The sequence below is a fragment of the Kitasatospora sp. NPDC049258 genome (assembly GCF_040678895.1).
GTDB lineage: Bacteria > Actinomycetota > Actinomycetes > Streptomycetales > Streptomycetaceae > Kitasatospora.
The window spans coordinates 40577-65080 of the sequence record NZ_JBFAQT010000034.1 but is presented as its reverse complement, the minus strand read 5'-3'; the positions used below and the strand labels follow the sequence as shown (position 1 = coordinate 65080).

Here is a 24504-nt window from a genome sequence, read left to right as displayed (position 1 = left end):
CTGGCAGAACGTCGCCCAGGGCGCCCTGCTCGTCGTCGCCGTCGTCATCCAGCAGCGCCGCAACGGCGAACGCGCCGTCGGCCTCCCCGCCTGACAAGCCTAGGGCGCCTTCCCCGTACGGCAGCGCAGCCGCATTCGAAACCCCATCCATCGCAGGGAGTCTCGATGAATCGCCACAACCACCCCCACGCCGACCGAGGTTTCGGAACCCTCACGGCGGTCGCAACCACCTTCGCACTGGTCTGCGCTGCGGGAGCTATCCAGTTGCACACCGCACCTCACGCACACGCGCTGGCAAACGGAGTTGCCCTGACCCCACCGATGGGGTGGAACACCTGGAACGCCGTCGGCTGCAACCCCTCCAGCGGCCTCGTCCAGAGGAGCGCCGACATCATCGCCTCCTCCGGAATGAAGGCGGCCGGCTACCAGTACGTCGTCGTCGACGACTGCTGGATGAACCCCGACCGCGACGCGAACGGCAACCTGCAGGCGGACGCAAGGCGCTTCCCCGGCGGTATGAAGGCCGTCGCCGACTACGTCCATGGCAAGGGCCTCAAGTTCGGCATCTATCAGGTCCCCACCGAGAAGACCTGCGCACAGCGTGCCGGGCAGCTGCCACTCGGGGCCCGCGGCAAGGGCACCGGGAGTCTGGGGCACGAGCAGCAGGACGCCAACACCTTCGCCGCCTGGGGCGTGGACTTCCTCAAGTACGACTGGTGCTCGCCCGACGGCGACCTCGAACAGCAGAAGCAGCAGTTCACCGTGATGCGCGACGCGCTGTCAGCCACCGGCCGACCCATCGTCTACAGCATCAACCCCAACTCCTACCACCTCTCCAAGACCGGCGCGACGTTCGACTGGCGCGGCATCGCCAACACGTGGCGCACCACGGAGGACATCACCCCCTCCTGGAACACCGGCCACACCAACGGCTACCCCATGGGGATCAGCAACATCCTCAACATCGAGAGCACGGCCTCGATCGCCGACCAGTCCGGGCCGGGGCACTGGAACGATCCCGACATGCTCGAAGTGGGCAACGGCGGTCTCAGCGCGGACGAGCAGCGCTCCCACATGGCCATGTGGGCCGTGACGGCTTCGCCGCTCATCGCCGGTAACAAGCTCGACTCGATGTCCGCCGAAGCCCTCGCCCTGCTGACGAACCCCGACGTCGTCGCCGTCGACCAGGACCCGCAGGAAGGGGCCGGGCGCCTCATCAGGGACAAGAACGGGCTGCAGACCTGGGCCAGGCGGCTGGCGGACGGATCCGTCGCCGTCGCCCTGCTCAACCAGACCTCCGGCACGGCAACGGTCTCGACCACGGCCGGCAGCGTCGGCTTGCCGTACACCGCCTCCTACATGCTCAAGGACGTCTGGTCGGGCCGAACCACCACGACCGCGCAGACCATCTCGGCCACCTTGGCCTCCCATGCCAGTGCGATGTACCGCGTCACCCCGGTCGGCCCGGCCACCAGCCCGCCGGCACCAGCGGACGGCACGTACGAGATCGCCTCCACCGGTTCCACCCAGGTCCTGGACGATCCCGCCTTCAGCACAGCTCCCAACACCCAGCTGATCTCCTGGAACCGCACCGACGGGACCAACCAGCGGTGGACCTTCACCGCCAACGGCGACGGCAGCTACGCCGTCAGGAACAAGGCGTCCGGACTCTGCATGGACATCCGCGGTGCCGCCACCAGCGCCGGAACCGCCGTCATCCAGTACGGCTGCACCGGCAGGGCCAACCAGCGGTTCACGCCCCGGCCGCTGGCGTCCGGTGGCTATCAGCTGATCGCCCGCAACAGCAACCTCGCCATCACCGCCTCCGGCACTGTCAACGGCTCCGTCCTCACCCAGCAGGAGCCGGGCACCGGCTGGCCCGACAGCCAGGTGTGGGCCCTGAATCCCGCCGGGTGAGGCGCTGGGCTGCCCATGGGGAGTGCTCGCCCGGTGGAGCACGGGGGACATCTGGAGGCGGACGGGGTTGAGGGTCCGGCCGTCGAGCCGGTGCCGCAGCGCGTCGAGCAGGACCGGTCCCGCGCTGGACAGGCCACCGCCGATCACCACGCGGTCGGGGTCGAGGACCAGCAGCAGGGCGGCCAATCCGCGGGCGAACCGGTCGGCGGCCTGGTCGACGACCTGGAGGGCCACCTGGTCCCCTTCAGCTGCGGCCGCGAAGAGCGTGGCCAGAGTGTTCACTTGCTGTCCGGGGTGTACTACACCTGCCCGCCGGTACGCCGGTACGCCGGTACGCCGCGACGGCGAGCCGGCGAGCCGGCGGACGGCCTGTGCGCCGACGACTCGTTCGAAGGTGCCCGGTCCTTCGATGCCGAGGGCGGCCGCCCGGGCCATGACGTCCACGAAGCCCAGTTCGCCGGCGGCCGCGTGGCGCTGCCGCGATAGAGCGGGCCGGCGATGACGATGCCGGCACCGATGCGTTCGGCCCAGCGGACGAGTACCAGGTTCTCGTCCGTGTGGCCTGCGGGGGATTCGCGTTCGGCGAGTACGGCGAGGGTGACGTCGTTGTCCAGCAGGACGGGGCAGCGGAGCCGATCACGCAGGTTCGCGGCGACCGGCAACGGCGCCCAGTGGGCGATGCCGGCGGTGCGCAGTGCCTGACCGGTGCTCTCGTCGACGATGCCGGGTGTCCCGACGCCGACCGCCCACAGCTGGTCGGCACGACGGCCGGCGGTGGTCAGGTGCCTGGTCCAAGGTCTGGTGGACCAGGGTGAGGAGCAGCTCGCCCCGGCAGTGCGGGGGACGGGCACCCGCGTGGTCCGGCCGGGCCGGCCGGCCAGAACGGCCCGGTCGTTGATCTGCCGCGGCGTGTGCGGACCGGCGCTCACCGGCTGCCCGATCACGTGTGCCCGTTCCGTCCTTGCGGGTGTCGCAGCTGTGGCTGATGGGGCGAGGCTACCCGGCACCCGGGAGCGGGGTGGCCGCAGCTCGGTGTGCGGAAGCGGACAGAACCGCACCGCAAGGTCTCCCTCTGCTGCGGAGGTGCGCGGCGACGTGCTGTCTGCACCGTGCAAGGCCTGTTGTCCAGTTCATCCCTTCCGGGGATGCAGGAGTCGCAATGACGCGCTCCATTCGATAACTGGCATAGACCTATGACCGAACTCCGTGCACGCTGGTGCAGCGGACGTCCTGACTCCCCGTTAAGAGTCGACGCAACTGACCCAGGGCATGTATGCATGCCGATCCAGAGATACACCGTGAGGTCATGCATGGCGGCTGATCAGCCTGAGCGCGGGGCGCTGGTTGTTCACTACTCGAATGTCGGCAGGGTCGGAAGGGTGGTCATGCTCGGCCACAGATGGGCACGCATCCTCCCTGCAAGGCGCTACGTCCGCTGGAGCGACGGAGCCCTGGAGCCATGGCGCGCGGGAATGTGGACGGTCCTCCTGCCGCGGCCACTGGACCCTGAGGGCGTGGAGCCAGCAGGCTCCTGCGCACAGCATTGACGAGACCGAACAGACGCGGCAGGGCGAAGCTGACAGGTGACCTGCGCTTCGTGCCGCTCGGCCGGACCGGGCATGCGGCCGGCCCGGCCAGGGGCCACGCTGACTCGGATGCTCTCGGCTCAGGTGATGCGGTGGCAGCGGGCGGCATTCGGGCGTCAGCACGATGCGCCGACATCCCGCGTAGGTGAGCATCCGCTGGAGCGCGCCGCCTGCTGGTCGTCGACGGAGAACACCCACCGGCCCGGCACGAGCAGGACGGTGTGCAGGCCCTCCATCAGGGCGGTGGTGAGGTTCTGCAGGCCCGGCCGGGTACCCGCCGACAGGACGCCGTTGTCCAGGTAGATCACCGGAGCGGGAAGCCCGAGGCGGCCGGCGAACCGGCGCAGGACCGCCCGATGGGCTTGCATGCCGCGCGGGTCGCGGGGATAGCACCGCAGATAGGCGGCGGGCGGCAGGCGGTGCTCTGCGGGGGCGGTGGCGGTCATGATGCCTCCTGGGTGGTGGCTCCGGGCAGTCGTACGGTGTCCTGGGGCGGCGGACGCCCCTCCTCCCCCCTGTGCCCCCGGGCTGCACCCGCGGGCGGCGGCCAGCCGCGCCGGGCTGCGGCGTGCTAGGCCAGGGCCGAGGAGAACACGCGCCGCGGCTGGGCCCTGACCGGGTCGCCCACATCCGGGGCAGACGGCGCCGCGGCGCGGGGCAGTTCCTCGATGCGGCAGCCGTGGGCGGCGACCCACTGGGTGGTCCGCTCTGCTTCCTTGTCGGACAGGGAGAAGACGAACCGGCCGGGGACGAGGACGGTCCGGTACCAGCCGTCGGCGATCCGTGCCATCAGGCTTTCCAGCGCTGGCAGCGGCCCGCGGGAACGGCGGCCGTTGTCCAGGAACACCGCGGGCTGCGGCAGTCCGAGCTGGCGGGCCCGTTCCAGCAGCGCCTGGCGGTGGCCCTCCGTCTTCCAGATGTCGTGGGGGTAGCGGCGCAGGTAGACGGCGGTTGCGGAGGATGTGCTTCGAGTGGCTGTGTCTTGGGTGCCCATGGCGGCACCTCCTTGCGAGGAGCGCGATGGCGGGCCGTGACCCGCCTCCTGCCTCCAGGGAAGCTGCCGGTCGTTACGCGATCAATGCGGGTGCGTGCCCATCCTTCGGCGGAAACGATGGGTAGCTCGCGAGTCCGGCAGGGGCCGGCCACCCTGCTGGGCGGGGAGTGTCAAGGCCGCACCACGAATCGGGCACGAGGTGTCTCCCTGCCGGGCAGCGCGATGTGGGTGAGCAGTGCGTCGTCACGGGTCCGGTCGGCCTGCGGATCGAGGCTCTCCGGGCTCAGGGGAGGCGCCAGGTCTGGGCGACGGTGCCGTTGCAGTCGTAGATCTGGAGCTGGGTGAGGTTGGCGGTGGACCTATCCGGAGTCGGCCGTCCTCCGGGGCCCGGTCAGGTCTGAGGCGACCCGGCGGTCCACACCTCCCGTCAGCAGAAAACGCTCCACTCCCTCCTCGAGACTGCTGCACATAGTGCTGAATTCGTAACACCAGCCTCATCGGTCAGTGCAGTTGCCATCAACGTGGAGCAACTGGCTGTAAGTCATGAGGCCTACCGTCATGAAAGCGCCGGCCTCGCCCACTCCCGGTGGGTTGTCGACGGCATCTCTCCCAAGAGCCACCACAGACCGGCCGAGCCGCTCCTCGGCCGCACCGAATCGCCCCACCCACGCTGCACTCGGACGCCCGGGGCGCCACCGCGCGGTGGCGAGGGGCTACCTGGGTGCTCTGCGGCCGGCCAGGGGGAATTCGACGGACGCCGAGGAGCCGTGCGGGCCGGTGATGGCCGGCCCGCACGGCCGTCAGTCGTTTCGCACTGCCGCAGGCAGCTGGGGTTTGTTCTCCGGCTCTACGGCTGCTGGAGGGGCGGGGTGGGCATCGGGGTGCTGCTGTTCTCGACGAGGGACATCAGGACGAGGGCGTCGGTCCAGCCCAGCGGGACGACGGAGGAGGGCTTGCCCGCGGCGTTCACGGTTTCGGGGAGTTCGCCGAGGTTGTTGCGCTTGGAGAGGACCCAGTCGAGGACGGGGCCGCCTTTGGCGCTCTGTCCGGTGCCGTACCAAGCGAGGGAGAAGAAGGAGGCGTTGTGGCTCCAGGTGTCGGTGCCCCAGTTGTAACCGCTGCCGGGGACGGCACCGCCGTTGGGGCGCTTGAGGACGTTGTAGGTCTGGTCGAGGGCGGCCCCGAGGTCGGCGGGGGCGGTGTTGAAGGGGGGCGCCGTGAACGCGGCGGCGCTGTCGATGCCGCCCTGGCCGTCGGGCGGCCCGGAGCCGTCGAGCTTGGTGCGCGCCTCCCAGGTGCCGTACGAGCTCTGGGCCTGCTGGTTGTACTGGAGGATCTGGTAGGCCTCGGTGTCGTGGCCGGTGATGGCGAACGCGGCCGAGGTGAAGCGACGGCGCCGGGGTCGTTGGCGGGCACCACGACGGATTGGGTGGCACCGGTGGGCAGGTAGCGCCACTTGCCGGACGGCAGGGCCAGGATGTCGCTGCCCTGGATGTAACTGGCGCCGACGGCGAACTTCGGGTCGACGCCCTCGGTGACGAAGAACGCCAGGCGCTTCGTCTCGGAGTGCCAGCCGCCCCAGTAGGACTGGGTGCTGCGGTAGAGGACGCCACCGCGGGCGGGGAGGCAGCGGACCTCACCATGTGAGTCCAGCCGAGCGGCAACGCCTCGCTTAGGTCCTGGCAGAGGTCGTTTCGGCGGACGTGCCTGTCGATTCAGCGAAACCGGCGCCGCAATCCGCCGGGGCGGCTTCTGTGGCCTGGTGCCGCCGACGGCGGTACGCATGTTCGAGGCGGATGGTGACAGCTCAGCTACGTTGCATCGGCGCTCGGCCGAACTGTCAGCCATCGAAGCCAGCTCGGCCGATGCGTTGCCGCGTCAGACCCCGTGGTCGTACACCACGGTGACGGGGGCATGGTCACTCCAGCGTTCGGCGTGGGTGGCAGCGCGCTCGACGTAGGCCTCGACCGCCTTGGCGGCGAGGCCGGGGGTGGCCATCAGATAATCAATCCTCCAGCCCGAGTCGTTGTCGAAGGCGCGGCCACGGTAGGACCACCAGGAGTACGGGCCGGGCTGGTCGGGGTGGAGGCTGCGGACCACGTCGACGTACCCGGCCTCGTCGAGGACGCGGGTGAGCCAGGCGCGCTCCTCGGGGAGGAAGCCGGCGTTCTTCTGGTTGGACTTCCAGTTCTTGAGGTCGTCCTCGCGGTGGGCGATGTTCCAGTCACCGCAGACCACCACCTCGCGCCCCTCGGTGGCGGCGCTCGCCTTCAGGCGGACCAGGTGCTCGATGAACTCCGCCATGAAGCGTTCCTTCTCGTCCTGGCGGTCGGTGCCGACCTCGCCGGAGGGGAGGTAGAGGCTGGCGACGGTCAGGCCGGGAAGGTCGATCTCCACATACCGGCCGGAGGCGTCGAACTCGGTCGAGCCGAAGCCGATCGCCGTGCGCTCCGGCGCGCGCCGGGAGAGCAGGGCCACGCCGGCCCGCCCCTTGGCGGCGGCCGGCGCCCAGACCGCGTGCCAGCCCTCCAGCGCCAGCAGCTCCGCCGGGATCTGCCCCTGCTCGGCCCGGACCTCCTGCAGGCAGACCACATCGGCCTTGGTGGCGGCCAGCCACTCGACCAGGCCCTTCTTGGCGGCGGCCCGGATGCCATTCACGTTCACTGTCGAAACCACGATCACCCCGCGAGGGTACCGGACCGCCCCGGGCCCGTCCGCGGACCGCCGTCATTGGTCTTGACCATCTCGCGGAGCAAGCCCTAGGGTCACTTACTGCAAAGACCTTTAATAAAGAAGGACGGATAAAGCCCGCCCTCCCCACCTGCTGAAACACCGGGGAGGCCAGCGGGCGGCGCTCCTTCAGGGTGGAGGACACGGTGGCTCAAGCGGTGGCTCAAGGACAGCTCGCGGCGGTGCCGGAGCCCAAGTACTGGCACCTGCGGACGGTGCTGGTCCGCACCATCGACGCCGAGTTCTCCACCGGCCAGATCCTGCCCAACGAGCGCGAGCTCGCCGCCCGCTTCGGCGTGGCCCGGGCCACCCTGCGCCAGGCGCTCGACCAGCTGGAGCTGGAGGGCCGGCTGGTCCGCCGCCGCGGCATCGGCACGCTGATCGCCGCGCCGCGGGTCGGCGTGCCGGTCAACAGCAGCGAGGAGGGCTGGCCGGGCACCGCCCGCAGCCAGGCCTGGCGGGTGATCGACTGCGTCAGCGCCGCCGCGCCCACCCAGCTGGCCGCGGCGCTCGGCATCGCCGAGGGCGCCACCGTGCACACCGTCCGCCGGGTGCGGATGCTGCACGGGGTGGCGGTCGCCACCGAGTCGCTGCACGTCCCGGACTCCGCGGTGCCCCGGCTGCCCGCCCTGCCGCACCTGGTCGGCGCCTCCGGCGAGGCCGACCGCGCCCGTACGGTGCTGCGCCAGCTGGAGCGGCTCGGCGTCGACGGGGAGTCCCGCTCGGTCGAGCTGGGGGTCGCCGAGGCCGAGCAGGCCTCCCAGCTGGAGCGCCCGCCGGGCACCCCGGTGCTGGTGGTCACCACCCAGTACGCCGCGGCCGGCCGCCTGGTCGCGCTCGCCGTCTCCACCTACCGGGCCGACACCTGCAAGCTCACCTTCGGCGAGACCGGCCTGGTCGAGGTCACCCCGGTGCAGGCCGGCGCACTGGCCCGCTCCGCCTCCTGAGCACAGGGCCCGACCGAACGACGAGGTCCCCCACGCAGCCGCGTGGGGGACCTCGTCGTACGGATCCGGCCGCTCAGCGGCCGCCGCCCGCCGGCGGGTCGACCGCGAACAGCTGCTCCTCCACCTGGTCCAGCGCCACCCGCAGCGCCCCCATCGCCACCACCTCCGAGCCGAGCGCCGCCGGCGCCACCTCGGGCGCCCGCAGGGTGAACAGCGCCAGCCGCTCGCGCAGCGGCTCCAGCACCCCGTCCAGCCCGGCCGCCCACCCGCCGACCACCACCAGCTGCGGGTCCAGCGCCAGCACCAGCGCCGCCACGTCGTGCACCAGCCGCCGCAGGAAGCGGTCGGTGGCGACCTGCGCCACCTCGTCGCCCTCCCGGGCCAGCCGGAGCACCCGGGCGACCGCGGCCTCGTCCAGCGGGTCGAGCGGCTTGCCGGTGGTCGACAGCAGCCGCTCCGGGGTGGCCTCCTGCCCGAGCAGGTGCAGCGCGCCGATCTCGCCGGCCGCGCCGCCGAAGCCGCGGTGCAGCCGGCCGTTGATCAGCGAACCGGCGCCCGGGCTGAGCCCGGCCATCACGAAGACCACATCGCCCTTGCCGACCGCAGCGCCCTTCCAGTGCTCGGCGATGGCCGCCAGGTTGGCGTCGTTCTCGATCACCACCGGGCAGCGGAACGAACGGCGCAGCCGCGCGCCGATGTCCAGCCCCGTCCAGCCGGGCATCGCCGTGCCGAGCTGGACGGTGCCCTCGCGGTCCACGATGCCGGGGGTGCCGACGGCCACCGCCCACAGGCTGTCCCGGGAGATCCCGGCCTTGCGCAGCACGTCCGCGACCATCGACCGGACCAGCCCGAGCCGCTCCTCGGCCTCCAGGGTCTCGTCCACCGGCCGGGCGTGCGTGCCGACCACCTCGCCGGCCAGGTCGGCCAGCACGATCCGGATGTCGTGGACCCCGATCTCCAGCCCCAGCACGTGCCCGGCCTCGGCCCGGAACCGGAACCAGCGGGCCGGGCGGCCGCGCTGACGGCCGCTCTCCTGGGTGTGCTCGACCTCGGCGACCAGACCGGATTCGAGCAGCCCCTCGATCACGCCCTCCACCGTCGGCCGGGACAGGCCCGTGTCGCCGACCAGCTGGGTGAGCGTGACCGACTGCCCGTCACGCAACGCCCGCAGGGTGACCGCCGCGTTGATCCGACGCAGCAGCGAGGAGTCTCCTCCGATGAGCCGATCCGCCAAGTCGCTGCCCTTCCGCTTCGCGCGACAGCTCTGGCGCGCGGTGCCGAGTACGCGGCCGCCCCGGTGGCGAGCGTGTCGCTGCCGGAGGTGCCGCGGGAGTCCGCCCGCCGGTTCGCTCGGCACGGGGGCACGGCGCGCCCGGAGGCTCCCCGGAGCCTACTCGGCGAACGCCCGCTCCGGCGAGCATTTCCGCAGCTCATAACGGCTTCGGTATCGAACCGGTAGGTATCCCGTGATCGCGCTGTGAGGTCCGCCGGGCCGCCCGGCCGCGCGCACCGTGAACTCAGGTCAGCTGCCAGACCACCGAGGTTTTCACCGCGCTGTCCTCCAGGTCGGCGATCACCGGCACCTGGTACGAGGCGACCTCGGTGAACCGCTCCCTCGGCAGGTAGGCCCGCCCCGGGTCGCCGACCAGCACCAGGGCGCCCCGGTCCCGGGCCCGCTGAAGGAACGGCAGCACCCGCTGCGCCATGCCCCGTTCGTAGAACACGTCCCCGGCGAGCACCACCTCGGCGGGTGCGCCGTCGCCGTCCAGCAGGTCCGCGAGGCGGGCGTCGACGGTGACGCCGTTGGCCGCCGCGTTGAGCGCGATGGCGGCGACGGCGTAGTCGTCGATCTCGGCGGCGGTGACCGAGGCGGCGCCGGACAGCGCGGCGGCGACCGCCACCAACCCCGATCCGGCGGCCAGGTCCAGCACCCGGCGGCCGGCGACGGTGGCCGGCCGGTCGAGCAGGTGGCGCGCGACGGCCTGGCCACCTGCCCACGCGAACGCCCAGAACGGCGGCGGGAGCCCGATCTCGCCCTTCCGGGACTCGGTGCGCTCCCACAGGGCGATCGCCTCGTCGGCCAGGTGCAGCCGCACCTCGGGGACGAACGGAACGGCGGCGAGCCGGGTCTGGGCCTCGATGAACTCCGTGACCGATGCGGTGGTGGTGGACACGGTGCTCCTCCTCGGGACGTCCGGCACGGGCCGGTCGGCAGACTCTATGCGACCTGACGACCCGTCAGTGACCCGCTCGCCCCGCGGGCCCGTCCCGGCAGCCGAAATTCACGGAGCGCGGGTCGCCGCCGGTGGTAGACAGTGCGCCATGTCAGACATCGAGATCCGCACCGCCGTCCCCGACGAGATCCCCGCGCTGCTGGACTTCTGGGCCAGGGCGGCCGAGGGCACCAGTATCACCGACGACGCGGCCGGGGTGACCGCGCTGATCGCCCGCGACCCGGACGCGCTGCTGGTCGCCGAGCGCGACGGTGCGGTGGCCGGCACCGTGATAGCCGGGTTCGACGGCTGGCGCTGCCACCTGTACCGCCTCGCGGTCGATCCGCAGCAGCGCCGCCGGGGGGTGGCGGCGGCCCTGCTGGCGGCCGCCGAGGCCCGGTTCGAGGCGCTCGGCGGGCGCCGGGCCGACGCCATGGTGCTCGACCGCAACGAGCTCGGCAGGCAGTTCTGGCAGGGCGCCGGGTATCACCCCCAGGAGCAGTGGACCCGCTGGGCCAAGCCGCTCGACTGAGGCCCGGCGGGTCTGCCCGGGCCCGGCCCGCTCGTCACTGGACGATCAGGGTGCCGTGCATGTTGGGGTGGATGGTGCAGACGTACGGGTAGCTGCCCGGCTGGCTCGGCGCCGTGATGGAGTTGGACTGGCCGGGCGACAGGTCCCCGGTGTCGAAGCCGCCGCCGCCGGTGGCGGTCAGGGTGTGGGTGGTGGAGTCCTGGTTGGTCACCGTGATCCGGGCGCCGGGGCCGACGGTGAGCGGGGTGGGGCTGAAGGCGAAGTCCTTGATGGTGATGGTCGCCGAACCGACCGCCCCCGAGGCGCTCTCACTCGTACCGGCACTCGCGCTCCCACTCGCGCTCCCACTCGCACTGCCACTCGCACTGCCGCCGCCGGACGGGGTGGACGGGGTGGACGCGGCCGGGGTCGGGCTGCCGGAGCCGCTCGGCGAGCTGCTCTTGCTGCTGGAGCAGGCGGCCAGCAGCAGGGCGGCCGCCGCGCCGCCGGCCCCCAGCAGCAGCTGCCGCCGGGTGTGGGTACGGTCCTCGTTCATCGGGCCCTCGTCTCGGTCCGTGCGGCCGCCCGACCGGTACGGACAGCAGAGACCGCCAGCGTCGGGCAGTCGACGCGCACCCGGCGGCCGTACACACCCACCACCCCGGCCGACCACCCGAACGGCGCACCCTGCGCAGCCCCCCGCGAGGCCGCGACCGGCTACGGCAGCGGCGGGACGAAGCGGGCGGTGAAGTCGAGCACGTCCCACTCGCCGCCAAGGGCCGGGGCCAGCGAGGCGCGGGCCAGCCGGTGGAAGGCCTCGCCGCCCTCGGCCGCCGCGCCCTGCGGCACCGCCCCGAGCAGCGGGGCCCCGGCCACGGCGGGCAGGTCCCCGAGGTTGCAGCGCGATGCCAGGTCCGGCACGGCCGGCCAGGAGCCGACCACCACGCCGCGGACGGACAGGCCGCGGGCCCGCAGCGCCTCGGCGGTGAGCGCGGTGGTGTTGAGGGTGCCGAGCCCGGCGGCCGCGACCACCAGCACCTCGACCGCCAGGCCGAGCGCGGCGGTGGCGAGCGCCATGTCGGCGAGCGTGTGGCCGTCCTCGTCGTAGCGCACCAGCAGCCCGCCCGCGCCCTCGACCAGCACCGGGTGGTGCCCGGCGGCCAGCGCCCCGACGGCCTCGGCCACCTGGCCGGGCGCCAGCGGCGGCAGGCCGGCCCGGCGGGCCGCGATGTCGGGGGCCAACGGCTCGGGGTAGCGGGCCAGTTCACGGGTGGTCACGGCGGGGCCGGCCAGCCGGAGCACCTCGGCCGCGTCCCCCGGCTCCCCGGGGGCGACCCCGGTCTGGCCGGGCTTGAGGACGGCGACCCCGGGGCCGGCCAGGGCGGCGACGGCGGCGGTCACCACGGTCTTGCCGACCTCGGTGCCGGTGCCGGTGATGAACAGGACGCTCATCCGGCCACCGCCGCGGCCGTCACGGCGGCGGTGATCCGGGCCAGGTCGGCGTCGTCGGTGACGTACGGCGGCATGGTGTAGATCAGGTCGCGGAACGGCCGCAGCCAGACCCCCGCGCGGGCGGCGGCCGCGGTGGCGGCCGCCATGTCCACCGGGTGGTCCAGCTGGACCACGCCGATCGCGCCCAGCACCCGGACCTCGCGCACGCCCGGCAGCTCGGCGGCGCCGGCCAGGCCGTCCCGCAGGCCGGTCCCGATCCGCTTGACCTCCACCCGCCAGTCCTGGCCGAGCAGCAGCTCGATCGAGGCGTTGGCGACGGCCGCGGCCAGCGGGTTGCCCATGAAGGTCGGGCCGTGCGCCAGCACCGGCATCTCGCCCTGGCTGATCCCGTCCGCGACCCGGCCGGTGCACAGCGCGGCGGCCATGGTCAGGTAGCCGCCGGTGAGCGCCTTGCCCAGGCACAGCACGTCCGGGGAGACCTGCGCGTGGTCGGCGGCGAACAGCTCGCCGGTCCGGCCGAAGCCGGTGGCGATCTCGTCGAAGACTAGCAACACGCCGTGCCGGTCGCAGAGTTCGCGCAGCAGGCGGAGGTACCCGGGGGAGTGGAAGCGCATCCCGCCCGCGCCCTGCACCACCGGCTCGACGATCACGGCCGCGAGTTCGTCGGCGTGCCGCTCGATCAGATCGGCCAGCTCCGCGGCGTACGCCGGGTCGACGGGGGCGTCGAACCCGGCCGGCGGCTCGGCCGCGAACAGCTGGCCGGGCAGCACCCCGCCCCACAGGTGGTGCATCCCGCCCTCGGGGTCGCAGACCGACATCGGGTGGAAGGTGTCGCCGTGGTAGCCGCCGCGCCAGGTCAGCAGCCGGCGCTTGGCCGGCCGGCCGAGCGACTGCCAGTACTGCAGGCACATCTTCATGGCGACCTCGACCGCCACCGAGCCGGAGTCGGCGAGGAAGACGTGCCGCAGCGGCTCCGGGGTGATCTCCACCAGCTTGGCGGCCAGCCGCACGGCGGGCTCGTGGGTGAGCCCGCCGAACATCACGTGGCTCATCCGGCCGAGCTGGTCGCGCACCGCCTCGTCCAGCACCGGGTGCCGGTAGCCGTGGACGGCCGCCCACCAGGACGACATCCCGTCGACCAGCTCCCGGTGCCCGTGCGCCTCCTCGGCCAGCCGCAGCCGGACGCCGGAGGCCGACTCCACCAGGTACGGGGTGCTGGTGCCCGGCATCGGCCCGTACGGGTGCCAGACGTGCGCCCGGTCCAGGCCGAGCAGGTGCTGGGTGTCTGTCATGGCGCGGACCTCAGGCGTTCGGGGCCAGCTCGGTGCCGGCGCCGCGACGGCGGACCTTCACCAGGTCGCTGCGCAGCTCGTCACCCTCGCCGGCCGGCGCGGCGGCCGCCGGGACCGCCGGCTCGCCGTGCGCGTGGCCGCCGCACGGGCCGCAGCCGGCGCCGGAGCCGCAGGAGTCGGCGGCGCCCGCCGCGTCCGCGTCCGCGTCCGCGCCCGAGCCGCAGCCCCCGGCGGCCGGGCCGCAGCCGCCGGCGGCGACGGCGTGCGCGCGGTGCTGAGGCAGCGTCACCTCGTCGGAGCCCTCGACCGTGAAGCCGGCGTCCTTGATCATTTCCAGGTCGGCCTGGCCGGCCTGTCCCTCGCTGGTCAGGTAGTCGCCCAGGAAGATGGAGTTGGCGATGTGCAGGCCGAGCGGCTGCATCGAGCGCAGGTGGACCTCGCGGCCGCCGGCGATCCGCACCTCGATGTCGGGGCAGACGAACCGGACCATCGCCAGGATCCGCAGGCAGCGCTGCGGGGTGAGGTGCCACTCCTTGGCCAGCGGGGTGCCCTCGAACGGGATCAGGAAGTTGACCGGCACCGAGTCCGGGTCCAGCTCGCGCAGCGCGTAGACCACGTCGACCAGGTCCTCGTCGCTCTCGCCCATGCCCGCGATCAGGCCGGAGCAGGCGGACAGGCCCGCGCCGTGCGCCTTGGTGACGGTGTCCACCCGGTCCGCGTAGGTGTGGGTGGTGGTGATGTCGCCGTAGGTGCCCTCGGAGGTGTTCAGGTTGTGGTTGTAGGCGTCGGCGCCGGCCGCGCGCAGCCGTTCGGCCTGGTTGTCGGAGAGCAGGCCGAGGCAGGCGCAGATCTCGACGTTCTCGTGGGCGTCCTTGATGGCCGAGATGGTGTCGGCGACCCGGTCGATGTCACGGTCCGTCGGGCCGCGGCCGCTGGCCACCAGGCAGACCCGCTTGGCGCCGCCGGCCAGGCCGGCCGCCGCCGCCTCGGCGGCCTGGTCCGGCTTCAGCCAGGTGTACTTGAGGATCTCCGCCTTGGAGCCGAGCCGCTGCGAGCAGTAGGAGCAGTCCTCGGGGCACAGGCCGCTCTTGAGGTTCACCAGGTAGTTGAGCTTGACCCGGCGGCCGAACCACTGCCGGCGGACCTTCCCCGCGGCCGCGACCACGTCCAGCAGCTCGTCGTCGGTGGTGGCGAGGACGGCCAGGGCTTCCTCTCGGGTGGGGAGTTCCCGGCGCAGGCCCTTGGCGGTGAGGGTGTCGAGCAGATCCATGCGCCTGATCCTGCCTGGGGGACCTCGCGTTTCGCCAGAGGGAACCCGCCAGAAGATCCGTCCGGGGGTGTGCGAGTTGTCACAGTGCGGACGCCGCGTGTAGTGGTGGGAGTCACGGCGAACGGCGCGCGAGGTGCGCGGAGGGCGCGCGTGCGGTGCGTGCATGCGGTGCGCGCGGTAGGTCCGGACCCATGATCCGAACAGTCATACGGGTCTGCTTAGAATCTCGGCCATGACCACCCAGGGGGAGCAGTTCCCGCCACCGCCCGGCCTCCAGCCGCACGCTGCACCCGCCCACAGCCGCGGCCCGCGGGTGACCAGGCAGCGGGTGCTGCTCTGGGTCGCACTGGCCGCCCTCGCCGCGGCCGGCAGCTGGGCGGTCACCCGGCCCAATCCCGGTGACCTGCTCCCCGGCCTCGGCCCGACCAGCACCAAGCCGGCGGCCGGCACCCCGGCGCCGGGCGCCGCGCCCGCGCAGCCGCTGACGGAGGCCCAGGCCTTCGCCGCGGACTGGTACTTCCCCGCCCAGCGCGGCATCGAGCAGGACGGCTACAAGGGGCGCCGGGCCAACGCGGGCCAGGGCGCGGACTGCGCCGACGCGGTCCAGGACAAGGCCCACGACCCGCTGCGCGACACCGGCTGCCAGGGATACCTGGCGGTCTCTTTCGTCCGCCTCGACCAGCAGGTCAACAGCAGCGTGACGGTGCTGCGCTTCGCCGACGAGGCGAGCGCCCGCAAGGCCGAGGCGGCGCTGCGCGAGTCCACCGCCGCGCTGCTCCTGCTCCAGCCGGAGGGCGCCCCCGCGGCGCCGGGCCCGCAGGCCGGCAAGCAGCCGCTGACCAGCCGTCGGGTGGCGGCCGTGGGTCACTACGTCACGGTGACGGTCTCCCGCTTCGCCGACCAGCGCACCAGCGCCGCCGAGACCGACCACTCCCTGGACGAGGCCACCCGGGCCGTCGGCTACGCGGCCGGGCTGCCCTTCGCCTGGATGTGACCGGAGAGGCGGGCTCTGCGGGCGGGGCCCGGACTCCGGTCCGGGCCCCGCCACGTGCTGCCGGCCGTCAGCCGTCCAGCCGGTTCACCCCGGTGACCCGCAGCACGGCCCGGCCCTCCTCGTCCGACCCGTACAGGTCGACCTCGGCGCTGATGCCCCAGTCCATGTGCCCCTCCGGGTCGTGGAAGATCTGCCGGACCCGCCAGGAGCCCTCCTCCGGGTCCTCCTCGATCAGCAGCATCTTCGGGCCGCGCGCGTCCGGACCGGTGCCCAGGTCGTCGTACTCCTCCCAGTACCCGTCCATCGCGTCCGCCCAGCGGTCGGCGTCCCAGCCGTACTCGCCGTCCAGCTCGCCGAGCTCCCGGTAGTTCTCCAGCGCGGCCAGCTCCACCCGGCGGAACATCTCGTTGCGCACCAGCACCCGGAAGGCGCGGGCGTTGGCGGTGACCGGTGCCGGCTTGTCGTCCAGCCGGACCTCGGGGGCCAGCGGGTCGGTCGGGTTGGCCAGCTGCTCCCACTCGTCCAGCAGGCTGGAGTCGACCTGGCGGACCAGCTCGCCGAGCCAGGCGATGACGTCCTTGAGGTCGTCGGTCTTGATGTCCTCCGGGACGGTCTGCTCCAGCGCCTTGAACGCGCCGGCCAGGTAGCGCAGCACGATGCCCTCGGTGCGGGCCAGGTCGTAGTGGCCGACGTAGTCGGTGAAGGTCATCGCCCGCTCGTACAGGTCGCGCACCACCGACTTCGGCTGCAGCGGGTGGTCGCCGATCCACGGGTGCGCGCGCCGGTAGACGTCGTACGCGTGGGTGAGCAGCTCCTCCTGCGGCTTCGGGTAGGTGATCTCCTGGAGCCGCTCCATCCGCTCCTCGTACTCGACGCCGTCCCGCTTCATCTCGCCGATCGCCTCGCCGCGGGCCTTGTTCTGCTGCGAGGCGAGGATCTGCCGGGGGTCGTCCAGGGTGGCCTCGACCACCGAGACCACGTCCATCGCGTACGAGGGCGAGGTCGGGTCGAGCAGCTCGAAGGCGGCCAGCGCGAAGGTGGACAGCGCCTGGTTGAGCGCGAAGTTCTCCTGCAGGTCCATGGTGAGGCGCACGATCCGGCCCTCGGCGTCCGGCTCCGGCAGCCGCTCGACCACGCCGCCGTCGAGCAGCGAGCGGTAGATGGCGATGGCGTTGCGGATGTGCCGGCGCTGGGCGGAGCGGTCCTCGTGGTTGTCGGTGAGCAGCTTGCGCATCGCCTCGAAGGCGTTGCCCGGGCGGCCGATCACCGAGAGCAGCATCGCGTGGCTGACCTTGAAGCGGGAGACCAGCGGCTCCGGGTCGGCGGCGATCAGCTTCTCGAAGCCCTCCTCGGTCCAGCCGACGAAACCTTCCGGCGCCTTCTTGCGGACCACCTTGCGCTTCTTCTTCGGGTCGTCACCGGCCTTGGCGACGGCCTTCTCGTTCTCGATCACGTGCTCGGGCGCCTGCGCGACCACCTGGCCGACGGTGTCGAACCCGGCCCGGCCGGCCCGGCCGGCGATCTGGTGGAACTCCCGCGCCCGCAGGGTGCGCACCCGGATGCCGTCGTACTTGGAGAGCGCGGTGAACAGCACCGTGCGGATCGGCACGTTGACGCCGACGCCCAGGGTGTCCGTCCCGCAGATCACCTTCAGCAGACCGGCCTGCGCGAGGCGCTCGACCAGCCGGCGGTACTTGGGCAGCATGCCGGCGTGGTGCACGCCGATGCCGTGCCGGACGTACCGGGAGAGGTTGCGGCCGAACTTGGTGGTGAAGCGGAACCCGCCGATCAGATCCGCGATGGCGTCCTTCTCGGCCTTCGAGCACATGTTGATGCTCATCAGCGACTGGGCCCGCTCGACGGCCTCCTTCTGGGTGAAGTGCACCACGTAGACCGGTGCCTGACCGGTCTTCAGCAGCTCCTCCAGGGTGTCGTGCATGGTGGTGCGGCGGTACTCGTAGAACAGCGGCACCGGGCGGGTGGCCGAGCGGACCACCGTGGTGGGGCGGCCGGTGCGCCGGGTCAGGTCCTCCTCGAAGCGGCGGACGTCGCCGAGGGTGGCCGACATCAGCAGGAACTGCACGTGCGGCAGCTCCAGGATCGGGATCTGCCAGGCCCAGCCGCGGTCCGGTTCGGCGTAGAAGTGGAACTCGTCCATCACCACCTGGCCGACGTCGGCCCGGTCGCCGTCGCGCAGCGCGATGTTGGCCAGCACCTCGGCCGTGCAGCAGATGATCGGCGCGGTCGGGTTGACGCTGGCGTCGCCCGTCATCATGCCGACCTGGTCGGTGCCGAAGATCTTGCAGAGGTCGAAGAACTTCTCCGAGACCAGTGCCTTGATCGGCGCGGTGTAGAAGGTCCGCTTGCCCTCGGCCAGTGCGGCGAAGTGCGCGCCGGCGGCCACCAGGCTCTTCCCCGAGCCGGTCGGGGTCGCCAGGATGACGTTGTTCCCGGAGACCAGCTCGATCAGCGCCTCCTCCTGGGCCGGGTACAGCGTGATACCGCGCTCGGCCGTCCATTCGGCGAAGGTCTCGTAGAGGGCGTCGGGCGTGGCGGGCTTCGGCATCAGGTCCAGGAGGGTCACCGGCCTATCTTGCCTGCTCGGGATCACCCCGGGCAAAGGCGTACGGATCCGGCCCCGGCCCGCCGGCCCCGACGCACCGGACCCGATCACCCCCGGCCCGCCGTTCCCGCCGCCCGGGCCCCGTGCCAGCACTAGGGTGTGTGCCGCCCCCGCACGCCGTCCAGGCGCGGTGGCCCGCCCGATCGAGGAGGCCGTCCTGAACGAGCAGTGGAGCGGGCCCGCCGCGGACGGCGGCAATCCGGGCGTCCGGCGGCTGCTCGAGGGCGCGGCGGCGGTGCCCGACGGAGCGCCCTGCCCGCTGTGCGACCGCCCGGTGGACCCGTCCGGCGCGGCGGTGGTCGACGGGGCGGTGGTCGACGGGGTAAGGATCGACGGGCCGGGCAGCGACCTGCACACCGCGGTGCGGGCCCACAGCGGGTGCGGCCCGTCCCGGGTGTGGGCGCCGGCCCAGATCGCCGCGGCCCGGGTGCGCCTCGGCCTGCCGGAGGCCGCGGCCTGGCGGCCGGACGACCGGCCGCGCGGCGCGGACCGGCTGGAGCCCGGGATGTCGGGCCGGCCGGGCGAGGAGCTGCCGTCGCTGCTCTTCCACCCGGGAGCGCCCTACCCGGGCGGTCTGCTCGGGCACCTCGCGGACCGCTACACCGAGGGCCTGGCGCCGCTGGACCTGACCGGGGTGGTCCCGGCGCAGCACCTGCCCGGCTGGACGGTGCACGCGGTGGCCGGGCGGATCACCGCGATCGGCTGCCCGGCGGGGCCGTGGTGGGCCAACCCCGGCGGGCACCCGACCACGCTGCCCTGGCGGCGAGCGGGTCAGGCCGAACGCCGGATCCTGCTGGCCGTGCTCCCGCCCGAGGAACCGGTGCCCGCCCCGGGCGACCTGGCGGCGCTCGGCCGGGCGATCCGGGCGGGGCTGGTCCTGGGCGGGGTGGCGGCCCTGAGCGGGACGTTCTTCTGATCTGTCCGATCATCGGGCGGTCGGCATTTCGCCGCGCAACGAATTGACCCGCGTGGCGTTACAGCGTGGCACTGCCCTCGGCGCCCCGGAACTTCTACGCTCGACGGTCTACAGCGCCTTCGTCGAAGGAGAAGACCGATGAGTCGAGTGGTGCGGGCCGCCCTGTTCCAGACCGCGTGGACGGGCGACAAGGAGACGATGATCGCGGCCCACGAGCGGGCGGCCCGGGCGGCCGCCGCCGACGGCGCGCAGATCATCGGGTTCCAGGAGGTCTTCAACGCCCCGTACTTCTGCCAGGTGCAGGAGCCGGAGCACTACGCCTGGGCCGAGCCGGTGCCGGACGGCCCCACGGTGCAGCGGATGAAGCGCCTGGCCGAGGAACTGGGCATGGTGATCGTCGTACCGGTGTACGAGGTCGAGCAGTCCGGTTTCTACTACAACACCGCCGCCGTGATCGACGCCGACGGCACCTACCTCGGCAAGTACCGCAAGCACCACATCCCGCAGGTGAAGGGATTCTGGGAGAAGTACTACTTCAAGCCCGGCAACCTCGGCTGGCCGGTCTTCGACACCGCCGTCGGCAAGGTGGGCGTCTACATCTGCTACGACCGGCACTTCCCCGAGGGCTGGCGGGCGCTCGGCCTGGCCGGGGCCGAGATCGTCTACAACCCCTCCGCCACCAGCCGGGGCCTGTCCGCCTACCTGTGGCAGCTGGAACAGCCCGCCGCCGCCGTGGCCAACGAGTACTACATCGCCGCGATCAACCGGGTCGGCGTCGAGGAGTACGGCGACAACGACTTCTACGGCACCTCCTACTTCGTCGACCCGCGCGGGCAGTTCGTCGGCGAGCCGGCCTCCGACAAGGACGAGGAACTGGTCGTCCGCGACCTCGACCTCGACCGGATCGAGGAGGTCCGCCAGCAGTGGGCCTTCTACCGGGACCGCCGCCCCGACGCCTACCAGCCGCTCACCGAGGCCTGAGGGGACGGACGATGACCCGCACCGTGATCCAGGGCGGCCTGGTGGTCACCGCCGCCGAGGAACTGCGCGCCGACGTGCTGATCGAGAACGAGCAGGTGGTGGCCCTCGCCGCCACCGGCAGCTCGGTCGCCGACGGCTGGAGCGCCGACCGCGCCATCGACGCCACCGGGATGTACGTCATCCCGGGCGGCGTGGACGCGCACACCCACATGGAGCTGCCGTTCGGCGGCACCGCCGCCTCCGACACCTTCGAGACCGGCACCCGGGCCGCCGCCTGGGGCGGCACCACCACCATCGTGGACTTCGCCGTCCAGTCGGTCGGCGCCGGCCTGCGGGCCGGGCTGGACGCCTGGCACGCCAAGGCCGAGGCGCGGTGCTCGATCGACTACGCCTTCCACATGATCATGTCCGACGTCAACGAGTCCACCCTCAAGGAGATGGACCTGCTGGTCGAGGAGGGCATCACCTCCTTCAAGCTGTTCATGGCCTACCCGGGCGTCTTCTACAGCGACGACGGCCGGATCCTGCGCGCCATGCAGCGCAGCGCCGACAACGGCGGCCTGATCATGATGCACGCCGAGAACGGCATCGCCATCGACGTCCTGGTCGAGCAGGCGCTGGCCGCCGGCCGGACCGACCCCCGCTACCACGGCGAGGTGCGGCGCGAACTGCTGGAGGCGGAGGCCACCCACCGGGCGATCAAGCTGGCCCAGGTCGCCGGCTCACCGCTCTACGTGGTGCACGTCTCCGCCGCCTCGGCCGTCGCCGAGCTCTCCGCCGCCCGCCGCGAGGGCCTGCCGGTCTTCGGCGAGACCTGCCCGCAGTACCTCTTCCTGTCGACCGACAACCTCGCCGAGCCGGACTTCGAGGGCGCCAAGTACGTCTGCTCCACCCCGCTGCGCCCGCGCGAGCACCAGGCCGCGCTCTGGCGGGGCCTGCGCACCAACGACCTCCAGGTGGTCTCCACCGACCACTGCCCGTTCTGCTTCGTCGGGCAGAAGGAGCTCGGCCGCGGCGACTTCTCGAAGATCCCCAACGGCCTGCCCGGCGTCGAGAACCGGATGGACCTGCTGCACCAGGCGGTGGTCGACGGGCACCTCACCCGGCGCCGCTGGATCGAGATCGCCTGCGCCGCCCCCGCCCGGATGTTCGGCCTCTACCCGCGCAAGGGCACCATCGCCCCCGGCGCCGACGCCGACATCGTCGTCTACGACCCCACCGCCCGGCAGACCATCTCCGCGGCCACCCACCACATGAACGTGGACTACTCGGCCTACGAGGGCCGCGAGATCACCGGCAAGGTCCGTACCGTGCTCTCCCGGGGCACGGTCGTGCTGGACGGCGACGCCTGGCTCGGCCGGGCCGGCCACGGGCGCTTCCAGCCCCGGGCCACCTGTCAGTACCTCAGCTGATCACCTAGGAGAGCAGTGGACATCGGCCTCGTCCTCCAGACCGACCCGCCCGCACGGTTGCTGATCGACCGGATGAAGCGCGCCGAGGCGGCCGGCTTCACGCACGGCTGGACCTTCGACTCGGCGGTGCTCTGGCAGGAGCCCTTCGTCATCTACAGCCGCATCCTCGCCGAGACCGAGCGGCTCACCGTCGGCCCGATGGTGACCAACCCCTCGACCCGCACCTGGGAGGTCACCGCCTCCCTCTTCGCCACCCTCAACGACATGTACGGCAACCGCACCGTCTGCGGCATCGGGCGCGGCGACTCCGCGATGCGGGTGGCCGGCCGCAGCCCCGCCACGCTGGCCCGGCTCGGCGCGGCGATGCACGCCATCAAGGAGCTCGCCGAGGGCCGCACCGTGGAGGTCGACGGCACCGAGATGCACCTGCCCTGGGTCCGGCCCGGCGCCGAACTGCCGATCTGGATGGGCGCGTACGGGCCCAAGGCGCTCGCCCTGACCGGCCGCCAGGCGGACGGCTTCATCCTCCAGCTGGCCGACCCGTTCCTGACCGAGTGGATGGTCAAGGCGGTCCGCCAGGCCGCTGCCGACGCCGGCCGCGACCCGTCCGCCGTGACCATCTGCGTGGCCGCTCCCGCCTACGTCACCGCCGACGACTCGCCGCAGGCCCTCGCCCACGCGCGCGAGCAGTGCCGCTGGTTCGGCGGCATGGTCGGCAACCACGTGGCCGACCTGGTCTCCCGCTACGGCGAGCACTCCGGCATGGTCCCCGAGGAGCTCACCGCCTACATCAAGGAGCGCCACGGCTACGACTACAGCCACCACGGCCGGGCCGGCAACCCCGACACCACCTTCGTCCCGGACGAGGTGGTCGACCGGTTCTGCCTGATCGGGCCGCCCGAGGCGCAGCGCGCCAAGCTGGCCGAGCTGCGCGGGCTGGGCGTCGACCAGTTCGCGGTCTACGCGATGCACGACGCCGTCGAGACCACCATCGACGCGTACGGCGAGCACATCATCCCCACCCTGCCCTGACCTGACCCTGCCCCGACCTCACGTCCCGACTCCTCCTGACTCCTCCCGACCCCGACTGCTCCTGGCGGCCACCCCTCGTCCGGGTGGCCGCCACCCCCACACCCGGAGGCAGCCGCTCATGTCCACGCCCATAGCGCAGACCACCCAGCCGGACGGCCGGGTCGAACTCGCCGACGGAGCCGACCTCTCCGACACCCGCTTCGCCAACGAGGACCTCCGCCCCGTCCCCGTCGCGCGCCGGCGGTGGACCACCTACAACTTCCTCGCGCTGTGGGTCGGCATGGCCCACAACATCCCGTCCTGGACGCTGGCCTCCGGGCTGGTCGCGCTCGGCATGGACTGGAAGCAGGCGGTGCTCACCATCGCGCTGGCCAACCTGATCGTGCTCTGCCCCATGATCCTCACCGGTCACGCAGGGACCAAGTACGGCATCCCCTTCCCGGTCTTCGCCCGCGCCTCGTTCGGGCTGCGCGGGGCCAACCTCCCGGCGATGATCCGGGCGGCGGTGGCCTGCGCCTGGTTCGGTATCCAGACCTGGATCGGCGGCGAGGGCATCTTCCTGCTGGCCGGCAAGCTGCTGGGCCACGGCTGGCAGACGGCGGCCGAGATCGGCGGGCACCCGTGGACGCAGTGGCTGTCCTTCCTGATCTTCTGGGTGATCCAGATGGCGATCATCGCCCGGGGGATGGAGACCCTGCGCCGGTTCGAGAACTGGGCGGCCCCGGTGGTGATCGTCGGCGCCCTCGCGCTGCTGGCCTGGATCACCGCCAAGGCGGGCGGCCTCGGGCCGCTCCTGGACCAGCCCTCGAAGCTCGGCTGGGGGAGCGAGTTCTGGCAGGTCTTCTTCCCGGCCCTGATGGGCATGATCGGCTTCTGGTCGACGCTGGCGCTGAACATCCCGGACTTCACCCGTTTCGGTGGCAGCCAGCGCGCCCAGATCCGCGGCCAGGCGCTCGGCCTGCCCACCACGATGACGCTCTTCGCGCTGCTCTCGGTCCTGGTCACCTCCGGCTCCCAGGCCGTCTACGGGGAGGCGATCTGGGATCCGATCGCACTGGCCGCCAAGATGGACAGCACCGCCGGCATCCTGTTCGCGCTCTTCATCGTGCTGGTCGCGACCCTGTCGGTGAACATCGCCGCCAACGTGGTCAGCCCCGCCTACGACCTCGCCAACCTGCTGCCCCGCCTGGTCAACTTCCGTACCGGCGCGCTGGTCACCGGCGTGATCGGGATCCTGATCTTCCCCTGGAAGCTGATCGAGGACCCGCAGATCTACATCTTCACCTGGCTCGGCGTGGTCGGCGGCCTGCTCGGCACCGTGGCCGGCATCCTGATCGCCGACTACTGGCTGCTGCGCCGCACCACCCTCGACCTCGCCGAGCTCTACCTCCCCGGCGGCCGCTACTGGTACGTCGGCGGCTGGAACTGGCGTGCCGTCACGGCCCTGCTGGTCGGCGGCATCCTCGCGGTCGGCGGCTCCTACGGCGGCCCGTTCCCCACCGACGGCCTGATCCCCTTCCTCCAGCCCCTGGCCGACTACGGCTGGGCCGTCGGCTTCGCCTCCGCGATGCTGCTCTACGTCCTCCTCAACGCCGGCACCCGGCGCACCGCCCGCTGACGGCGTAGCGCTCGCT

21 protein-coding genes and 1 pseudogene are annotated in these 24504 nt (G+C 72.5%); 9 read left to right on the top strand and 13 right to left on the bottom strand.

Annotated elements, in window-relative coordinates:
* Window positions 1–321 precede the first annotated feature (321 nt).
* On the top strand, window positions 322–1917 hold the full coding sequence (locus AB0K43_RS24340; RefSeq protein WP_363643146.1) for an alpha-galactosidase: 1596 nt from the start codon (window positions 322–324) through the stop codon (window positions 1915–1917).
* 141 nt (window positions 1918–2058) lie between these two features.
* Here the strand turns inward: AB0K43_RS24340 and AB0K43_RS24335 are convergent.
* The 6 genes and pseudogenes from AB0K43_RS24335 to AB0K43_RS24310 all read right to left on the bottom strand — a co-directional run.
* Window positions 2059–2151, bottom strand: a pseudogene (locus AB0K43_RS24335) (hypothetical protein); the annotation flags it as partial.
* Between the two features lie 65 nt (window positions 2152–2216).
* Window positions 2217–2768 (bottom strand): ROK family protein, encoded by a 552-nt coding sequence (locus AB0K43_RS24330; RefSeq protein ID WP_363643150.1) that lies wholly within the window; start codon window positions 2766–2768, stop codon window positions 2217–2219.
* Window positions 2769–3619: 851 nt separating this feature from the next.
* Window positions 3620–3949, bottom strand: a complete 330-nt coding sequence (locus AB0K43_RS24325) for a recombinase family protein (protein ID WP_363643144.1) — start codon at window positions 3947–3949, stop codon at window positions 3620–3622.
* Window positions 3950–4074: 125 nt separating this feature from the next.
* The gene (locus tag AB0K43_RS24320) at window positions 4075–4497 is read right to left on the bottom strand and encodes a hypothetical protein (protein WP_363643142.1); all 423 of its coding nucleotides are present in this window, start codon (window positions 4495–4497) and stop codon (window positions 4075–4077) included.
* 847 nt (window positions 4498–5344) lie between these two features.
* A complete protein-coding gene (locus AB0K43_RS24315; RefSeq protein WP_363643140.1) occupies window positions 5345–5953 on the bottom strand; it encodes a hypothetical protein in 609 nt (202 codons plus the stop codon).
* Between the two features lie 422 nt (window positions 5954–6375).
* Window positions 6376–7179 carry an exodeoxyribonuclease III gene (locus AB0K43_RS24310; RefSeq protein ID WP_363643137.1) on the bottom strand — a complete coding sequence of 268 codons (804 nt, stop codon included), beginning with the start codon at window positions 7177–7179 and terminating at the stop codon, window positions 6376–6378.
* Between the two features lie 206 nt (window positions 7180–7385).
* Here AB0K43_RS24310 and AB0K43_RS24305 point away from each other — a divergent pair, with 206 nt between their 5' ends.
* Window positions 7386–8174 carry a GntR family transcriptional regulator gene (locus AB0K43_RS24305; protein ID WP_363643135.1) on the top strand — a complete coding sequence of 263 codons (789 nt, stop codon included), beginning with the start codon at window positions 7386–7388 and terminating at the stop codon, window positions 8172–8174.
* A gap of 73 nt (window positions 8175–8247) precedes the next feature.
* On the opposite strand, the gene AB0K43_RS24300 is transcribed toward AB0K43_RS24305, so the two are convergent.
* Window positions 8248–9408, bottom strand: coding sequence for an ROK family protein (locus tag AB0K43_RS24300; RefSeq protein WP_363643133.1), 1161 nt, complete (start codon window positions 9406–9408; stop codon window positions 8248–8250).
* Between the two features lie 283 nt (window positions 9409–9691).
* Entirely contained in the window at window positions 9692–10348 is a 657-nt protein-coding gene (locus AB0K43_RS24295; RefSeq protein WP_363643131.1) for a 50S ribosomal protein L11 methyltransferase, read from the bottom strand.
* A gap of 148 nt (window positions 10349–10496) precedes the next feature.
* Here AB0K43_RS24295 and AB0K43_RS24290 point away from each other — a divergent pair, with 148 nt between their 5' ends.
* Window positions 10497–10919: a GNAT family N-acetyltransferase gene (locus tag AB0K43_RS24290; protein ID WP_363643129.1), complete on the top strand. Its 423-nt coding sequence runs from the start codon at window positions 10497–10499 to the stop codon at window positions 10917–10919.
* Window positions 10920–10953: 34 nt separating this feature from the next.
* On the opposite strand, the gene AB0K43_RS24285 is transcribed toward AB0K43_RS24290, so the two are convergent.
* From AB0K43_RS24285 to bioB, 4 genes are all read right to left on the bottom strand, one after another.
* A complete protein-coding gene (locus tag AB0K43_RS24285; protein ID WP_363643127.1) occupies window positions 10954–11454 on the bottom strand; it encodes a cupredoxin domain-containing protein in 501 nt (166 codons plus the stop codon).
* A gap of 161 nt (window positions 11455–11615) precedes the next feature.
* Entirely contained in the window at window positions 11616–12350 is a 735-nt protein-coding gene (gene bioD / locus AB0K43_RS24280) for a dethiobiotin synthase (protein WP_363643125.1), read from the bottom strand.
* The gene (locus AB0K43_RS24275; protein WP_363643123.1) at window positions 12347–13642 is read right to left on the bottom strand and encodes an adenosylmethionine--8-amino-7-oxononanoate transaminase; all 1296 of its coding nucleotides are present in this window, start codon (window positions 13640–13642) and stop codon (window positions 12347–12349) included. The genes bioD and AB0K43_RS24275 overlap by 4 nt, the downstream gene beginning before the upstream one ends.
* Window positions 13643–13652: 10 nt before the next feature.
* A complete protein-coding gene (gene bioB, locus AB0K43_RS24270; RefSeq protein WP_363643121.1) occupies window positions 13653–14912 on the bottom strand; it encodes a biotin synthase BioB in 1260 nt (419 codons plus the stop codon).
* A gap of 232 nt (window positions 14913–15144) precedes the next feature.
* Here bioB and AB0K43_RS24265 point away from each other — a divergent pair, with 232 nt between their 5' ends.
* Window positions 15145–15906 carry a hypothetical protein gene (locus AB0K43_RS24265; RefSeq protein ID WP_363643119.1) on the top strand — a complete coding sequence of 254 codons (762 nt, stop codon included), beginning with the start codon at window positions 15145–15147 and terminating at the stop codon, window positions 15904–15906.
* 67 nt (window positions 15907–15973) lie between these two features.
* On the opposite strand, the gene AB0K43_RS24260 is transcribed toward AB0K43_RS24265, so the two are convergent.
* Complete coding sequence (locus tag AB0K43_RS24260; RefSeq protein WP_363643116.1) at window positions 15974–18490, bottom strand: DUF3516 domain-containing protein; 2517 nt, start codon at window positions 18488–18490, stop codon at window positions 15974–15976.
* Between the two features lie 169 nt (window positions 18491–18659).
* Between AB0K43_RS24260 and AB0K43_RS24255 the strand changes: the two genes are divergently transcribed.
* The 5 genes from AB0K43_RS24255 (at window position 18660) to AB0K43_RS24235 (ending at window position 24488) form a co-directional block, all read left to right on the top strand.
* Window positions 18660–19445 carry a hypothetical protein gene (locus AB0K43_RS24255; RefSeq protein ID WP_363643114.1) on the top strand — a complete coding sequence of 262 codons (786 nt, stop codon included), beginning with the start codon at window positions 18660–18662 and terminating at the stop codon, window positions 19443–19445.
* 138 nt (window positions 19446–19583) lie between these two features.
* Window positions 19584–20426, top strand: a complete 843-nt coding sequence (locus AB0K43_RS24250; RefSeq protein ID WP_363643112.1) for a nitrilase-related carbon-nitrogen hydrolase — start codon at window positions 19584–19586, stop codon at window positions 20424–20426.
* Window positions 20427–20437: 11 nt separating this feature from the next.
* Window positions 20438–21838: a dihydropyrimidinase gene (gene hydA, locus AB0K43_RS24245; protein WP_363643109.1), complete on the top strand. Its 1401-nt coding sequence runs from the start codon at window positions 20438–20440 to the stop codon at window positions 21836–21838.
* A gap of 15 nt (window positions 21839–21853) precedes the next feature.
* Window positions 21854–22870, top strand: a complete 1017-nt coding sequence (locus AB0K43_RS24240) for a TIGR03842 family LLM class F420-dependent oxidoreductase (protein ID WP_363643106.1) — start codon at window positions 21854–21856, stop codon at window positions 22868–22870.
* A 118-nt stretch (window positions 22871–22988) separates the two neighbouring features.
* Window positions 22989–24488, top strand: coding sequence for an NCS1 family nucleobase:cation symporter-1 (locus AB0K43_RS24235; RefSeq protein ID WP_363643104.1), 1500 nt, complete (start codon window positions 22989–22991; stop codon window positions 24486–24488).
* The last annotated feature ends 16 nt before the right edge of the window (window positions 24489–24504 follow it).

What these genes read in the sequence shown, in the direction of transcription:
- AB0K43_RS24340 (WP_363643146.1), top strand. Translation starts at nt 322, where the DNA reads ATGGGGTGGAACACCTGGAACGCCGTCGGCTGCAACCCCTCCAGCGGC.
- AB0K43_RS24325 (WP_363643144.1), bottom strand. Translation starts at nt 3,949, where the DNA reads ATGACCGCCACCGCCCCCGCAGAGCACCGCCTGCCGCCCGCCGCCTAT.
- AB0K43_RS24320 (WP_363643142.1), bottom strand. Translation starts at nt 4,497, where the DNA reads ATGGGCACCCAAGACACAGCCACTCGAAGCACATCCTCCGCAACCGCC.
- AB0K43_RS24290 (WP_363643129.1), top strand. Translation starts at nt 10,497, where the DNA reads ATGTCAGACATCGAGATCCGCACCGCCGTCCCCGACGAGATCCCCGCG.
- AB0K43_RS24285 (WP_363643127.1), bottom strand. Translation starts at nt 11,454, where the DNA reads ATGAACGAGGACCGTACCCACACCCGGCGGCAGCTGCTGCTGGGGGCC.
- bioD (WP_363643125.1), bottom strand. Translation starts at nt 12,350, where the DNA reads ATGAGCGTCCTGTTCATCACCGGCACCGGCACCGAGGTCGGCAAGACC.
- AB0K43_RS24275 (WP_363643123.1), bottom strand. Translation starts at nt 13,642, where the DNA reads ATGACAGACACCCAGCACCTGCTCGGCCTGGACCGGGCGCACGTCTGG.
- bioB (WP_363643121.1), bottom strand. Translation starts at nt 14,912, where the DNA reads ATGGATCTGCTCGACACCCTCACCGCCAAGGGCCTGCGCCGGGAACTC.
- AB0K43_RS24265 (WP_363643119.1), top strand. Translation starts at nt 15,145, where the DNA reads ATGACCACCCAGGGGGAGCAGTTCCCGCCACCGCCCGGCCTCCAGCCG.
- AB0K43_RS24250 (WP_363643112.1), top strand. Translation starts at nt 19,584, where the DNA reads ATGAGTCGAGTGGTGCGGGCCGCCCTGTTCCAGACCGCGTGGACGGGC.
- hydA (WP_363643109.1), top strand. Translation starts at nt 20,438, where the DNA reads ATGACCCGCACCGTGATCCAGGGCGGCCTGGTGGTCACCGCCGCCGAG.
- AB0K43_RS24235 (WP_363643104.1), top strand. Translation starts at nt 22,989, where the DNA reads ATGTCCACGCCCATAGCGCAGACCACCCAGCCGGACGGCCGGGTCGAA.